Below are 15,052 nucleotides of genomic sequence, written 5' to 3' on the forward strand. Positions count from 1 at the left end.
CGAGCATTCCCGACCGGGTGGACGGAGTCCTCACCCACTGCTGGCACCTCGGGCGGGCAGATCGGGTCCCGACCTGATCGACACGGCGGTCGGTGGTCGACCGAGGCGGCGTGCCCGTCCCGAACAACTGACCCGGTGATCGAGCGATCTCCGGATCGCTGTCGAGAGACCTTTGACAGGCTGCACAGAAGCGGCAAGGATTCCTCTCGAAATCGATTTCAGGAGATGCCATGGAACAGCGACGTTCCCAGCTCACCATCGCCGAGGTCACCGGCTCCGATTCCGGGTCGGTGACGTGTTGCTCGTCCGATCCGACCTGTTGCTCGCCCGCGAGCGAGGCCGGCCCGCAGGACACCGCGGCGCCGACCATCGGGCGGCGGGGCTTCCTCGGGCTGTCCGCGGTGGCCGCGGCCGGCGCGGGTCTGTTGCTGCCGGCGGACGCGGTCGCGGTCTCCCCCGACAAGGGAATCGACCCCGACCAGCTGCGAGCACTGCGCCGTGGTGGCGAACCGACCAGGTATCGCGGCGAGGCGCTGACCAGGATCGGGATGCCGGTGGGCGGCGCCACCTGCGGCCAGGTCTACCTGTCCGGCGACGGCCGACTCTGGCTGTGGGACGTGCTGCATCCCGACGCCCCCGACTACGGCGGCACCGACTGGACCGGCGTGCACTACACCGATCCGATCGACCTGGACGCACCGTTCCGGACCGGCTTCGCGATCAGGATCACCGACGCCGACGGAGGCCGCAGCGTGCCGCTGGACGGCATCGGCTTCGACCAGACCTCGTTCGTCGGCCGCTACCCTGTCGGTGAGATCGCGTTGCGGTCCTCGACGCTGCCGATCTCGGTCGACCTGCAGAGCTTCTCCCCGTTCATCCCCGGGGATCTCGACTCCTCCAGCCTGCCGGTGACGATCATGGAATACACCCTGCACAACGATTCCGGGCGACCGGTCCATTGCCGGATCGCCGGCCTGGCAGAGAATCCGGTCTGTTTGCGGAGCAGGACCAGTCAACCGGTCACCCTGGCGGCCGACACCATGCACAGCGGCGGCGTGGACGGGGTCCAGTTCACCGCAACCCCGGAGCCGGTGGACGATCCGTTGCCCGGCGACGTGATCTTCGAGGACTGGTCCGGCGAGGACTTCGCCGGCTGGACCGTCAGCGGTACGGCGTTCGGCGACGGTCCGGTCGACATCAGCGATCTGCCGGCGTCGATGCTCCGGTTCGGGCCGCTGGGCAGCACCGGCGATCGCCTGGTGTCCTCCTATCCCGCCCACTCCGACGCCGCCACCGGCAGCCTGACCTCGGCACCGTTCACGATCGAACACGAGACGATCAGCACCCGGATCGGCGGCGGTCGCCGCGGTGTCAGCATCGCGGTGCTCATCGATGATCATCCGGTGGCCACGGCGTCGGGCTGGTCCACCGAGCCGTTGCGTCCGGTGCTGCTCGACGTCTCCGGGCATCGCGGCAAGACCGCCCGGATCAAGATCAGCGACGACAACGACGTTGCCTGGGGCCACCTGACCGTCGATCGGATCCTGTTCACCGATCGACCGGCACCGGAACCGGACCGGGTGCTGGCGGATTGGGAGTCGGGCAACTACGACGGCTGGACCAGCACCGGCGACGCCTTCGGCGCCGGCCCGGTGCCCCGATCACCGCTTCCGGACTACTTCCCTGCCCCGGATGCGATGAACACCGAGGGCAACTTCTTCGTCAGCTCGCACGACTTCCGCAACCACGACGATGCCGGTGCGGCCGACAAGGTCACCGGCACCCTGATCGGTGAGCCGTTCACCATCGACCGCCGCTACCTGGCCGCGCAGATCGGTGGTGGTGCCGACGCCAACACCGTCGGCCTGCGGCTGGTCGTCGACGACACCGTGGTCGCCCGGCTGGCCGGCAGCAACGACGAGGCGTTCACCCCGCTTGCCGTTGACGTGTCGGCCTACCACGGCAGCACCGGTCATCTGGAGATCGTCGACGACAACTCCGGCGGCTGGGGCCATGTCAACGTGGACGCGATCTGGCTGACCGATCTCCCGTTGCGGATCATCGAGGCCGATCAGCTCACCGACAACGGCAGCTTCGCGATCGGCGTGATCAATCCCGGTCGCGAACTGGATGTCCGGGTGACGCCCAGCGCCGAACGCTGGCAGCAGATCGATGATCAACTCGACCCGCGGCCGGGCGACACCGACGGCGGCAGGCAGGCCGGCGTGCTGACCGTCGACGTGTCGCTGCCACCGCACGGCAGCCGGACCGTACGCTTCGCCTACGGCTGGCGATTTCCGACCCCGAACCGGCGGCTGTTCGGCTTCCTGGAGGACTTCGACCAGCTCAGCCATCATTACGCGGCCCGTTTCGACGACGCCGCCGCAGCTCTTGATCGACTGGCCACCGACTGGGACCGGCTGACCGACACCACCCGCACCTTCGTCCGGACCTGGTATCAGGATTCGACGCTTCCGCAGTGGCTTCTGGAACGCACGCTCGCCCCGGCCTCGACGGTCGCGACCGAGACCGCGCAGCGCTTCAGCAACGGCCGGTTCTATGCCTGGGAGGGCACCTACTGCTGTGCCGGCACCTGCACCCACGTCTGGAACTATGCCCAGTCGATCGGCTACCTGTTCGGCGAGCTGGAACGCGACGCCCGGTCCCGGACCGACTTCGGCAGTGCCTTCCATCCCGACGGGTCGATCGACTATCGCGGCGAGGCTGACCGCCGGGTCGCCCACGACGGGCAGTGCGGCAACATCCTGCGCACCTACCGGGAACATCAGCTCACCAGTGACAACGACTTCCTGACGCCGATCTGGCCCCGGGTGAAGAAGGCGATGCAGTATCTGATCGCGTTCGACCGTTCCGCTACCGAAGGGACCGAGGGCATCCTGGAGGGCGCGCAGTACAACACCCTGGACGCCACCTGGTACGGCGAGATCCCCTGGATCAGCGGACTGTACGTCGCCGCGCTGCGGGCCTGTGCGGAGATGGCCGACGACATGGCGGACGCCGACTTCGCCGACGGCTGTCGACGGCTGGCCGACAGCGGCTCGGCCTATCTTCATGATCATCTCTGGAACGACCGGTATCGCTACTTCGAGCAGCGGGTCGATCCCGATCATGCCGACGCGATCAACTCCAATCGCGGTTGTTACCTCGATCAGATGTTCGGTCAGACCTATGCCCATCAGCTGGGCCTGCCCCGGGTCTTCGAGAGGTCCCGGTCACTGACCGCGCTGAAGAGCCTGTACCGCAACAACTTCATGTCCGATCCCCCGAGTTACGCCGAGACCTCCGGGATCCCCGGCGGCCGGGCGTTCGCCGAGCAGCGGGACAGTGGCACCCTGGTGTGCACCTGGCCCTACGGCGGCGCGGACACCGCACCGGGCTCGGGCGAGCCGTACGCGATCGGCTACTTCAACGAGGTGTGGACCGGGATGGAGTATCAGTTCGCCTCCCACCTGTTGTCCGAGGGGATGGTCGACGAGGGACTCATCGTGCTGCACGCGATCCATGAACGCTATCGCGCCGAGTATCGCAATCCGTACAACGAGATCGAGTGCTCCGACCACTACGCCCGGGCCATGATGGCGCATTCGGCCTACCTGGCGGCGATCGGCTTCGGCTACCACGGGTCGCGCGGCGAGCTGTCCTTCGACCCCAAGATCAACCCCGACGACTTCCGGGCCGCCTTCACCGTCGCCGACGGCTGGGGAACCTTCTCCCAACGCGACAACAACGACTATCGGGCCAGTATCACGATCCGGCACGGCCGGCTGATCGGGCTGCGTCGATTGACGCTGCGGCCGGCGGCGATCGAAGGCGGCCGGCGGGCGCAGGTCCGCGATGCCGAGGGACGCCCGGTGCGTTCGACCAGCAGAACGACCGACGACAGTCGGCTGCAGATCAGCCTCGCCCGACCGGTCACCCTGCAGGCCGGCGAGACACTCAAGATCAACTACAGGTCCTGAGCCTGTCGAAGGACCGTCATTTCAACAGGCAGACAACCCTTCGACAAGCTCAGGGACCTTCGACGGACTCAGGGGTCCTGGTCAGACGCAGACTCGGCGGTCGGTCGGATCGTAGGTCCAGGAGAAGTCCTCCTTGCGGACCTGCTTGCCGTCCTTGGTGAACACCCGGGAGTAGGTGACGTGGAAGCCCTGCACCGGTGTGGTCGCGACGCAGGTCGAGCTGTCGTCGGTGATGTCCTGGCCGTCGGTGAAGTCGGACTTGACCGGGTCGGTGGATTCGATCTTGTCGTAGGTCTTGGTGGACCACATCTTGACCGTCAACGATCCCTGTCCGCCCGGCTCGGCCGCGTCCAAGGTGGCCTGCACCAGCACTCCGTAGTCGGTGTTGTTGCGGAACTTCAGGTCCAGCGTCGGCCAGGCGACGGTGGCCTCCCGACCGGCCGGATACCGGTCGATGTAGAGCGTGTGCGGCTGGTGCTCGATGTCTTCCAGGCCGGCGAAGAACATCGCGTTGTAGGTGGTGGTCGCGCTCTGCGAGACGCCGCCGCCGAGCTCGGCCTTGAACTTGCCGCCGGTGATGATGCTGCCCTCGGTGAAGCCGTTCTCCGCGGTGCGTTCGCCGACCACCTCGTTCAGGCTGAAGATCTCACCCGGTTCGAGCAGGGTGCCGTTGATCAACTCCGCCGCGCGGCCGATGTTGACGTTGCGGTATTCGGCGTACGGATAGTGGGTGGTGAACTCGCCGGTCACCTCCTTGACCCCGAGCTTCTGCGCCTCCGCGGTGCTGAGATCGGGCTCGATCTCGCTGAGCTTGACCTCGGCTGTCCGCTGATCACCGGACTTGATCATGGCACTGTCGACCGCCTTGGCCAGCTCGTCCGCGGTGACACCGGTGCCCGGCTTGCCCGGCACGACCGTCGGCTTGCCGCCCTTCAACACGACGTCGGCGTCCTTGGCCGGCTTGGCCTTCAACCCGTCCAAGGCGTCCTCGGCCAGCTCGTGCAGCCGCTGGGGTTTCAGTTCCGCGGTGGGCTTATCGTCCGACCTGTCGATCTCCAGGGACCTGGCGATCATGGTCGGGGTCACGGTCGCGCTGTTGTCGCCGGCGGTGACCGTCACCGGCGCCGACAGCGCCGGCTGCAGCCGCTTGTCGACCAGCGCGTCGACCTCGGCATCGGTGATCTCGGGGTCCGTGGTGTTGACCGGCACGGTGACCGGGCTGTCGGTCAGCAGTCCGCGCGGGATCACTCGCTCCGCAGTGGACTGGTCCAGGGTCCGACCGGTGACCATCTCGGTCTTCTCGACCGCAGGTTCGTCGTCGGTGATCTTGACCTTGGCACTCTTCGGCTTGCGGTCGTAGGTCTCGGCCAGTTCGTCCACCGCGGCCGACAGCTTCGCCCGGTCGGTGACCACCAGCGGAGCGACCTCCCGTCCGCCGGTCAGACCTGCCCAGATCCGCCGCGGATCGAGGCTGCGGCCGATGCCGACCTCGTCGATCGTGCCCGAGTAGTCGACGTCGATGCCGGCGGCCTGCGGATCCACCGTGTCGGTCCGGCCGGCGATGTCGAGCTTGATCGGCCGGTCGGTGCGGCTGGTCAGCCGATCCCGCAGCCGCGCCTCGGCATCTTCACGGGTCAGGCCGCCGATCTCGACGCCGGCGACCGTCGTGTTGCGGGCGACCCGGTCACCGGTCAGCAGATAGCCGATCACGTACAGCACGGCGCCAAGCGCGATCAACGTGCCGACGCTGATGCCGATGATCTTCGGACCACGCCGGGTGCGCGCGGACTTGTCTCCCGCTTTGGTCATCGATACGCCCGATCTAGAGACCGACGAACAGGTCGTCGGCCCACTTGTCGGAGTCGGGGAACGGCTCGCCGGCCGCCAGCCGGTAGTGCTCGCGGGCCCAGAAGTCCTCGATGGTCTCGGTCGCGGTGAAGAACCAGCTGTCCTGGGCGATCTGCGTCGGATAGGCCCGCAGCGCCGCGATCTTGGCCTCGGTCAGGTCCGGGGAATTGATCTCGGCATCGATGGTGTCGTCGGGGACCGTCATCGGCAGCGAACCGGCCACGTCCGGATCGACCCCCTCCCAGGTGGTGGTGTCGCCGGCGGCGCGCAGCGCCCGGATCCCTTCTCGCATCCGGGTCTCGCTGTTGGCGGTCCAGAGCACCCGGCGGACGGCCCACGGCTCACCGAGGTCGGTCCGGTAGCTGGGGACTCCGGCCAGCAGGTAGGCATACATCGCGACCCGATGGGCCTGGATGTGGTCGGGGTGGCCGTAGGCGCCGACCTCGTCGTAGGTGATCAGCACCTGCGGCTTGCGATCGCGGATCACCGTGACCAGTTCGTTGGCCGAGACCAGCAGGTCGGTCGTCCAGAAGATGTCGTCGCGGAGCACGTCCCGCGGCACCGCCAGGTTGCCCTCCCACTTCATGCCGGAGTCGCGGAACCTGAAGTCGCCGCCGAGCCGGATGTAGTCGGTGACGCCGAGCGCCGCCATCGCGTTGTGCAACTCGGTGATCCGATGCGGACCGAGCTTGTCCTCCCGCTCCGCCGCCAGGTGTTCGAGCTCCGGGACCAGCACCTCGCCCTCCTCACCGAGCGTGCAGGTCACCAGCGTCACTGCGGCACCTTCGGCCACGTATTTGGCCATCGTGATGCCGGTGCCGATGGACTCGTCGTCGGGGTGGGCGTGGACCAGCAGCAGTCGCCGGTCGGGAAGCGCTTCAGAAGTCACGGCCCAAGCCTACGTAACGATCACGACAGGACACGATCGGCACTGAACGGCAGCGCCCGATCCCCGTGCCCGGACGGGCCGACAGCGAGATCCGACCCGGGCGACGCGACAGCCCCCACTCCACCGTCACGGCAGCGCTTCCTCGTCCGGATCGCGCAGCCGATCGGTCATCCAGCCGAGGTAACGCTCGGCCGAATCGGCGACGATCCGCCGGGCGTCGTGATCGATGGTCGCACCGAAGGCGCCGTAGATCCGGTCGTAGCCGTACACCTCGGTCCGGGCGACGATCTGTCGGACCAGCCGCTGCGACAACGGCAGATAGTTCGGATAGGACCGCATGAAGCCGGCCCGGCGATTGGCCGTGACCGCGATCGTGTCACCGGTCAGCAACACACCGCGGCCGTCCGCTCCGGCGGCCCAGTGCGCCACCGAGCTCCCCGGGAAGTGCCCGCCGGCCTGCACCAGGGTGATCCCCGGAAGGATCTCCCGACGGTCCCGCCACAACTCGATCGACCGATCCGGGTGGGTGATCCACCGGTGGTCGTCGGCGTTGAAATAGAACGGTGCCCGGAACTTCCGCGCCCAGACGACCGAGGCGCCGACCAGGTGCGGATGGCTGGCCGCAACGGCGGCCACGCCACCCAGCTCGCGGATCGTGCTGATCATCCGATCGTCGACGTACCCACTCGGCTCCCAGAGCAGGTTGCCCGCGTCGGTGCGTACCAATAGCGTCTGCTGTCCGATGCCGAAGGCCGGTTGGACGTCGATCCGGGTCAACCCCGGCTCGGGTTCGGCCAGCTCGGCGGCATGGTCGCCGACGATGTCGGCCGCCTTCACCCAGACCTGGCCGTCGGCGGTCAGGTACTGCCGCTCGTCGGCGCAGATCGGGCACAGTTCCGGCAGTTCGGCGTCGACCGGATAGGCGTTGCCGCAGGTGCGGCACAACAAGATGTCCATGACATCTATCGAAGTACCTCAACGTCGCTTGAGGTCAAGCCTCGGCGGGACACGCGGTCACTTCGGAGCCGGGAAGTTGCACTCGTAGCCGATCTTGCCGTTGAGCACATCGTCGTACTTGAGGTACTTGCCGGAGACCCAGCCGAAGTCGGAGAAGCCGTCGTTGGTGTCCCGGGCGCCGTAATACCAGGTCCGGTTGCCGTGCACCGACTGGCTCTGCACCTTGCACCAGGCGATCACCCGCTTGCCCTTCTTCACCGAGCCGGTCCTGGTGTCGGCGGTGCTCGGTCCCTGCCGGATGCTCAACGGGGCCGTGGTCTTGGTGTAGGTCCCCATGTGCAGGTAGCACTCGCGCGGTGCGGCGCCGACATTCTCCACGTAACGCGCGGAGACCCAGCGCTGCTTGCCGTGCACCTTGTACCAGAGCTTGTTGCCGCTGACCGTCGTGCCCTTCAGCTTGCAGTCGATGTTGATCACGTCGCCCTTGGCGTAGCCGGCACCCGACTTCGGCGCGTGGGTGCTCGGCGCGCTGCGCGAGCTCAGACCGATCTTGGCGACCACCTTGCCTTTGGCGGCCGGCTCGACGGTCTGGGCGTCGGCGTGCGGCGCGGCCAGTCCGAGCGTGGTGACCGCGGCAATCAGCGGTACGCCGACGGCTGCTGCGACCCGGCCGCTGAACTTCATGGACTTCGACATCTCTCTCCACCCCTTGTCGGTTTCCTGCACGTTCCCGTGCTTTCAGGTAAAGAGAGTGCGGTCGCGGGCAAAAAGTTGGATCGGATTCCATAACGACCGGACAACGCGATCGCGAGCGCTCGATCAAGTCCCACCACCTCCGGTGTAGCGGCCATCCGGCCTGCGGACGAGACCCGGCGTCAAGCACCGTTCGTCCACGGCTCCGGGACCGCACCGCGACCACGATCCGCCGCACCGCACCACAGCCTTCGATCAGCTGCCCCGGTCGATCGATCGCTCGGGCATCACGCCGCCCGCACCGAGACCGACCGAGAAGACCGGTCGACTGCCCGAAAATCCGACCCCGGACACCGGCACCCGCCACGAAAACCCGCCGACTGTCCAAAAATCCGACGCCGGATCAGCACCGGGCACCCCCTCCCCGCAGGTGGATGGAGGTGCCACGTCCGGCCGGGTCATGACGACCGTCGCCCGGCTCGGTCCGGCCGATCCTCGTCGCCGGCGTCAGCTCGGTGCGGCCGTGAGCCTGGTCCCGGACGAGCGGTCAGCGCGTGTCCCGCAACTTCGCGGCGTAGCGAGCGGCGTCCGGTGCGTCCGCCGGCGGCAGCGGAGGGAGTAAGGGCTGGTCCCCTTTTCGACTGACGACACGTCATCGGTGGCGTGCTGGCGCCGGGCAGGAGCCGCGTGGTTGCCGGACACGCCACGCTAGTAGTCCCGCTCGATCTGGACCGGGACACAAGTGATCAGATGATCTGTCGCGGCTCGGCGAAGTGACAGGCGGACGGATGCTCGCTGATCCCGTCCGGTCGGGTGATCAACTGCGGCTCCTCGACGGTGCAGCGTTCCTGCGCCTTCCAGCAACGGGTGTGGAAGCGGCAGCCACTGGGCGGGTTGGCCGGGCTCGGCACGTCGCCACTGAGCACGATCTGCTGCTTGTTCTGCCGTTGGGTCGGGTCCGGGACCGGGACGGCCGACAGCAGCGCCTGGGTATAGGGGTGCGTCGGGTTCTCATAGATCTGCTGATCGTTGCCGATCTCCACCATCTTGCCGAGATACATCACCCCGACCCGGTCGGAGATGTGTCGCACCACCGACAGGTCGTGGGCGATGAAGACATAAGCCAGCCCGAGCTCACGCTGCAGATCCTTGAGCAGGTTGACCACCTGGGCCTGCACCGACACGTCCAGCGCCGACACCGGCTCGTCGCAGATGATCACCTTCGGGTTCAGTGCCAGACCGCGGGCGATCCCGATCCGTTGCCGCTGACCACCGGAGAACTGATGCGGATAGCGGTGCAGGTGCTCGGGATTCAACCCGACCAGTTCCAACAGTTCCTGGACCCGTTGCCGACGCTTGCCGCGCGGCACCACGTCGGGATGGATGTCGAACGGCTCACCGACGATCTCGGCGACCGTCTTGCGCGGGTTCAGCGAGGTGTACGGGTCCTGGAAGACGATCTGGATGTCGCGCCGCAGCCGGCGCATCGCGCCGCCCTTCTGGGAGTACACGTCGACCCCGTCGAAGGTGAGCTTTCCCGCGGTCGGTTCCTCCAGCCGCATCAGCAGCCGGCCCAGGGTCGACTTGCCGCAGCCGGACTCACCGACGATGCCGAGAGTCTCGCCCCGGTAGAGCTCGAAGTCCACGCCGTCGACGGCCTTGACGTGTCCGACCGTGTGCCGGAAGACCCCGGACTTGATCGGGTAATGCTTGACCAGACCCTCGGCCTTCAAGATCACCTCGGTGCCGACCGTCGACTCCGTCGCCTGACTCATGAGGCGTCACCTTCCGGTTCCACTCGACCTTCTGCGAGTACGTCCTGGGCAAAATGACAGGCCGACCGTCGGTCCCGGCCGACCTCGAGCAGCGCCGGCGGTTCACCCTCCCGGCACACGTCCTGGGCATAGCGACAGCGCGGATTGAACGGGCAGCCGGCGGGGATCCTGGTCAGATTCGGCGGCAGTCCGCCGATCGCCGACAGTTGTTGGCCCTTCAGGTCCAGTCGCGGGATCGACTCCAACAAACCCTTCGTGTACGGATGCGCCGGCGCCCGGTAGAGGTCGAAGACGTCGGACTCCTCGACGATCCGGCCGGCGTACATCACCGCGATCCGATCGGCCACGTCGGCGACCACACCGAGGTCGTGGGTGATCAGGATCATGCCCATCTTCCGTTCTTCCTGGAGCTCGGCGAGCAGGTCCATGATCTGGGCCTGCACCGTCACGTCCAGTGCGGTGGTGGGCTCGTCGGCGATCAACACCGCCGGGTCGAGCGCGATCGCCATCGCGATCATGATCCGCTGCCGCATACCGCCGGAGAACTGATGCGGGTACGCCTTCACCCGTTGCCGGGCGCCGGGGATCTGGACCCGTTCCATCAGCCCGACGGCTCGTTGCAACGCGTCGGACTTGTTCATACCGCGATGCTTGCGGAACATCTCGGCGATCTGCCAGCCGACCGGGAAGACCGGATTCAGCGCGCTCAGCGCGTCCTGGAAGACCATCGAGATCTCCGGCCCGCGGATCTGCCGGCGTTGCGCCTCCGGCAGCCGCAGGATGTCGGTGCCGCAGTAACGGACCTGGCCACCGGTGATGAAGCCGGGCGGGCTGTCCAGGATGCCCATGATCGCCTGCGCGGTGACCGACTTGCCCGACCCGGACTCGCCGAGGATCGCCAGGGTCTGGCCCTGGCTGAGGTCGAAGTTGACCCCGTTGATCGCGTGCGCGATCCCGTCCCTGGTACGGAATTCGACCTGCAATTCGTCGATCTCCAGCAGCAGGCCGTCCGGGCCCGGCTTCCACCGCTTGCCGAGGGTTTCGGCCTGCTCGAGTGTGTTGCTCATGGTCGGCACTCTCCCAACCTCGTGATCATCGCCCGGTGCGTCATCTGGCTCTCCTCGATCATCAACGCAGCCTCGGATCGAGAGCGTCGCGGACCGCGTCGCCGAGCATGATGAAGGCCAGCACGGCCACCGACAGGAAGAGACTCGGGAACAGCAGCATGTGCGGCGCAGCCCGGATCAAGCCGATCCCGGAAGCGGCCGAGATCGCCACACCCCAGGAGTCGATCGGCGGCTGGAAGCCGATGCCGAGGAAGGACAGCGTCGCCTCGACACCCATGTAGACGCCCAGGTTGATCGTCGACACCACGATCGCCGGCGCCATCGCGTTCGGCACCACGTGGGAGAAGATGATCCTGAAGCCACCGGCGCCGAGCGCCCGAGCCGACTGGATGAAGTCGTTCGGCAGCACCTGCAGCACGCTGGACCGCATGATCCGGGCGACCGTCGGCCAGCCCAGCACCGACAGGATGAAGACGATCCGGCCGACCTGCAGGGCGTACGGATCGTCCGGGTCGGACGGGAACTGGTAGAGGAACAGCAGACCACCGAGCAGCAGCGGGAAGGCCATGAAGATCTCGCCGAGCCGCTGCAGCACCGCATCCAGCCAGCCGCCGAAGAACGCTGCCAAGACGCCCATCAAGCTGCCGAAGACCAAGGTCATCAGGGCCGAACCGGCTCCCACCAGGATCGAGGACCGCGCACCGTAGACAGTCTTGGCGTACACATCGGCACCCTGGCCGTCCATCCCGAACGGATGTCCGGACGACGGTGGTTGCCGTGCCTTGGACAGGTCGGCGAAGCCGGGATCGACCGAGGTGAACAGTTGCGGGACGACGGTCAACGCGAGGAAGAAGATGATCAGCACAGCCGAGATCCAGAAGATCGGGCTGCGGCGCAGTTGATACCAGGCATCAGCCCAGGCCGAGCGGGCCTTGGGTGCCTTCACCAGCTCCTCGGTCCCGGGTGCGGACTGGATCTGCATCTGGTCAGTCATCGCCCCTCCTCGTCGCTGCGCCCGCTGCCTTCACCGGTGGTCGGCGCCTAGTCATTGCTGATCCGGGGGTCCAGGACGCCGTACAGGATGTCGACGACGAGATTGGCCAGCAGGTAGACCAGCACCAGCACCAGCACCGCGCCGACGACGGAGACACCGTCCTTCTGGTTGATGCTGCGGAAGATGAAGAACCCGATGCCGTTGATGTTGAAGATCCGCTCGGTGACGATCGCGCCGCCCATCAGCGCGCCCACGTCGGTGCCGATCTGGGTGACCACCGGGATCAGCGAGTTCCGCAGGGTGTGCACCCCGATCACCCGGCCCGGTGCCAAGCCCTTGGCCCGCGCGGTCCGGACGTAGTCGGAACGGATGTTCTCCACCAGGCTGGTCCGGGTCAGCCGTGCCACGTAGGCGATCTGCAGCGACCCCAGGACGAAGCCGGGTAACAACAACTCGTACAGGGTCCCGTTCGATGCGGTGACCGGGAAGAGTTCCCAGCGCACTCCGAACAGCAGCTGCGCAACCGAGCCCAGCACGAAGATCGGGATCGAGATCACGAACAGGCTGGAGACGGTCACCAGGTAGTCCAGGAACCGGCCCTTGAAGACGCCGGCCAGGACGCCGGCCACGATGCCGATGACGATCTCACAGAGCAGCGCGATGATCGCCAGCTTGATCGTGGTCGGATACCGGATCGCCAGCTCGTGGACGACGCTGTTGCCGTAGAAGTTGGTGCCGAGATCGCCGTGCAACAGCTTGCCCAGATAGAGCACGTACTGCTGCCACAGTGGCTTGTCCAAGTTGTACTCGGCATTGAATTTTGCCACGTACGCGGCCGGGCACGGCCGCTGGCCGCAGCGGCCGGAGGCCGGATCCCCCAGTGCGAACACCGCCGCGTACAGCAGAAAGATCGCACCGAGCAGTACCGGGATCATCTGAAGGATCCGGCGGACGATGTAACTGATCACGCCTTACCACCTACACAGGGAATAGCTCCCACCAGCGGCGGGAATGCTCCGTCGGTCATCACAGACCCTAGACACGCAGAGGGAACGGCTCGGCACGGATGTGGCGATCCGGCAGGTACTTCACCGGATCGCCACACCGTACTACCGTGCTGGTCCCCGCTGTGCAGGCGGTTGTTACTGCTTGACCGTGATCGAGGTGTAGTCCAGGACACCGAAGGCGTTCACCTGGACGTTGGCCACCCGATCCGACCAGCCGACGACCGCGTCGTCGGTCCAGGTCGGGAAGGCCGGCACGTCCTTGACCAACAGCGCCTCGGCCTGCTGGTAGAGCTTGTTGGCCTGATCGGTGTCCGGAGCGGCGGCCGCCTGCGACAGCAGCTTGTTGAACTCCGGGTTGTTGTAGCGAGCGTCGTTGCTGGCCGCACCCTTGGCGTAGATCGGTGCCAGGAAGTTCTCGATCGACGGGTAGTCCATCTGCCAGCCGGAGCGGAAGATGCCGTTCAGCTCACGATTGTTCAGCTCGTCCCGCAGCGTCTTGAAGTCCGGCTCGATCTTGGCCGCACACTTGACGCCCAGGTTGTTCTTCAGCTGGTTGCAGACCGCCTCGGCCATCGGCTGGTGGCCGCCGTCCTGGTTGACCGCAAAGGTCAGCGTGCCCTTGTAGCCGCCGGCCTCGGTGTACAGCTGCTTGGCCTTGGCCGCATCGAAGACGCAGAGGTCACCGCAGGCGTCCTTCTTGTAACCGTCGACGACCGGCGAGACGAAGCTGTCGGCCGCGGTCGAGCGTCCGTTGTAGATCTGCTTGGTGATCTCGTCCCGGTTGATCGCCTTGGAGATCGCCTCACGCATCTTGACGTTCTTCAACTGCGGGTCGTTCGGCGAGAACGCGATAGCCTGGATGACGCCCTGCGGCTGCTTCAGCCAACGATCGGGCAGCTCGCTCTGGTAGGCGTTACCGACCAGCCGGTCCGGCGGGATGATGTCGGTGTAGTCGAGCTGGTTGGCCACGACGTCGTTGTAGGCGGCGTTCGGGTCGTTGTAGATCTTGAACGTGATCTTGTCGACCTTGCCACCGAACTTGCCCGAATAGTCCGGGTTCTTGCTCAGTGTGATCGCGGTGTCGGAAACGCTGTCGACCTTGAACGGCCCGGCTCCGATCGGCTTGGTCTTGAACGAGTCCGGGTCCTTGAAGAAGGAGTCGGGCTGCGGTGCGAATGCCGTGTAGCCCAACCGGACCGGCAGGTTGGAGACCTTCTCACTGGTCTTGATGCTGAAGGTGTAGTCGTCGACGACCTTCAGGCCGGTCAGCTTGTCGGTCTTGGCCGGCTTGGCGTCACAGTCCGGTTCGCCGTCCTTGCCCGCACCGCACTGGGTGTCGGCGTAGCCCTCGACCGGCTCGAAGAAGTACGAGCCCTGCTGCCCGTTGACCCCGGCAGCGGTGTAGTTCCAGGCATCGACGAAGTTCTTCGCCTTGACCTCGGTGCCGTCGGAGAACTTGTAGCCCTTCTTGATCTTGATCGTGAAGTTCTGGTTGTCCGAGGTGTCGATGCTCTCGGCAATGTCGTTCTCCGGAGCCGCGGTCTTGGCGTTGTAGTGCACCAGCCGGGAGACGAACGCGTCCAGGATGTTGCCGCCGCAGACCTCGGCGGTGTTCCCCGCCACCAGCGGATTCTGTGGGGTGCAGCCACGCAGCGAGATCTCGCCGCCGGCTCCCCCTGCTCCGCCGCCCTCGTTGCCGCTTCCGGTCCCTGACCCGCCGCCACCACAAGCGGCTGCAACCAGAGTGACTGCTGCCATCCCCACTGCAGCAGCCATCGCGCGAGTGCGTCCTCGCATGGATGTCCTCCTTGGTCCAACGCTCGGATCTCGAGCGCCTGGATG

Annotated in this window: 10 protein-coding genes; 1 reads left to right on the top strand and 9 read right to left on the bottom strand. The window is 66.5% G+C overall.

The window, feature by feature from the left end:
• The first annotated feature begins 230 nt into the window (after positions 1-230).
• Entirely contained in the window at positions 231-3,980 is a 3,750-nt protein-coding gene (locus BLU38_RS05935) for a GH116 family glycosyl hydrolase (RefSeq protein ID WP_091521339.1), read from the top strand.
• Between the two features lie 81 nt (positions 3,981-4,061).
• On the opposite strand, the gene BLU38_RS05940 is transcribed toward BLU38_RS05935, so the two are convergent.
• The 9 genes from BLU38_RS05940 to BLU38_RS05980 all read right to left on the bottom strand — a co-directional run bounded on the left by BLU38_RS05940 (position 4,062) and on the right by BLU38_RS05980 (position 15,007).
• A complete protein-coding gene (locus BLU38_RS05940) occupies positions 4,062-5,789 on the bottom strand; it encodes a VanW family protein (protein ID WP_091521343.1) in 1,728 nt (575 codons plus the stop codon).
• Positions 5,790-5,802: 13 nt separating this feature from the next.
• Positions 5,803-6,717 carry an N-acetyl-1-D-myo-inositol-2-amino-2-deoxy-alpha-D-glucopyranoside deacetylase gene (mshB, locus tag BLU38_RS05945; protein ID WP_091521348.1) on the bottom strand — a complete coding sequence of 305 codons (915 nt, stop codon included), beginning with the start codon at positions 6,715-6,717 and terminating at the stop codon, positions 5,803-5,805.
• A gap of 126 nt (positions 6,718-6,843) precedes the next feature.
• Positions 6,844-7,674, bottom strand: a complete 831-nt coding sequence (locus BLU38_RS05950; protein WP_091521352.1) for an MBL fold metallo-hydrolase — start codon at positions 7,672-7,674, stop codon at positions 6,844-6,846.
• 57 nt (positions 7,675-7,731) lie between these two features.
• Positions 7,732-8,370, bottom strand: coding sequence for an SH3 domain-containing protein (locus BLU38_RS05955; RefSeq protein WP_091521355.1), 639 nt, complete (start codon positions 8,368-8,370; stop codon positions 7,732-7,734).
• A 743-nt stretch (positions 8,371-9,113) separates the two neighbouring features.
• Positions 9,114-10,142, bottom strand: a complete 1,029-nt coding sequence (locus BLU38_RS05960; protein ID WP_091521359.1) for an ABC transporter ATP-binding protein — start codon at positions 10,140-10,142, stop codon at positions 9,114-9,116.
• Complete coding sequence (locus BLU38_RS05965; protein WP_091521363.1) at positions 10,139-11,209, bottom strand: ABC transporter ATP-binding protein; 1,071 nt, start codon at positions 11,207-11,209, stop codon at positions 10,139-10,141. Before BLU38_RS05965 ends, BLU38_RS05960 begins: the two co-directional genes overlap by 4 nt.
• A 61-nt stretch (positions 11,210-11,270) precedes the next feature.
• The gene (locus tag BLU38_RS05970; protein ID WP_091521366.1) at positions 11,271-12,203 is read right to left on the bottom strand and encodes an ABC transporter permease; all 933 of its coding nucleotides are present in this window, start codon (positions 12,201-12,203) and stop codon (positions 11,271-11,273) included.
• A gap of 47 nt (positions 12,204-12,250) precedes the next feature.
• Positions 12,251-13,171, bottom strand: a complete 921-nt coding sequence (locus BLU38_RS05975) for an ABC transporter permease (RefSeq protein WP_091521371.1) — start codon at positions 13,169-13,171, stop codon at positions 12,251-12,253.
• A gap of 174 nt (positions 13,172-13,345) precedes the next feature.
• On the bottom strand, positions 13,346-15,007 hold the full coding sequence (locus tag BLU38_RS05980) for a peptide ABC transporter substrate-binding protein (protein ID WP_091521375.1): 1,662 nt from the start codon (positions 15,005-15,007) through the stop codon (positions 13,346-13,348).
• Positions 15,008-15,052: the final 45 nt, after the last annotated feature.

This window comes from Microlunatus soli (assembly GCF_900105385.1).
Taxonomy (GTDB): Bacteria; Actinomycetota; Actinomycetes; order Propionibacteriales; family Propionibacteriaceae; genus Microlunatus; species Microlunatus soli.

What these genes read in the sequence shown, in the direction of transcription:
- BLU38_RS05940 (WP_091521343.1), bottom strand. Translation starts at nt 5,789, where the DNA reads ATGACCAAAGCGGGAGACAAGTCCGCGCGCACCCGGCGTGGTCCGAAG.
- BLU38_RS05955 (WP_091521355.1), bottom strand. Translation starts at nt 8,370, where the DNA reads ATGTCGAAGTCCATGAAGTTCAGCGGCCGGGTCGCAGCAGCCGTCGGC.
- BLU38_RS05960 (WP_091521359.1), bottom strand. Translation starts at nt 10,142, where the DNA reads ATGAGTCAGGCGACGGAGTCGACGGTCGGCACCGAGGTGATCTTGAAG.
- BLU38_RS05950 (WP_091521352.1), bottom strand. Translation starts at nt 7,674, where the DNA reads ATGGACATCTTGTTGTGCCGCACCTGCGGCAACGCCTATCCGGTCGAC.
- BLU38_RS05935 (WP_091521339.1), top strand. Translation starts at nt 231, where the DNA reads ATGGAACAGCGACGTTCCCAGCTCACCATCGCCGAGGTCACCGGCTCC.
- BLU38_RS05970 (WP_091521366.1), bottom strand. Translation starts at nt 12,203, where the DNA reads ATGACTGACCAGATGCAGATCCAGTCCGCACCCGGGACCGAGGAGCTG.
- BLU38_RS05965 (WP_091521363.1), bottom strand. Translation starts at nt 11,209, where the DNA reads ATGAGCAACACACTCGAGCAGGCCGAAACCCTCGGCAAGCGGTGGAAG.
- BLU38_RS05980 (WP_091521375.1), bottom strand. Translation starts at nt 15,007, where the DNA reads ATGCGAGGACGCACTCGCGCGATGGCTGCTGCAGTGGGGATGGCAGCA.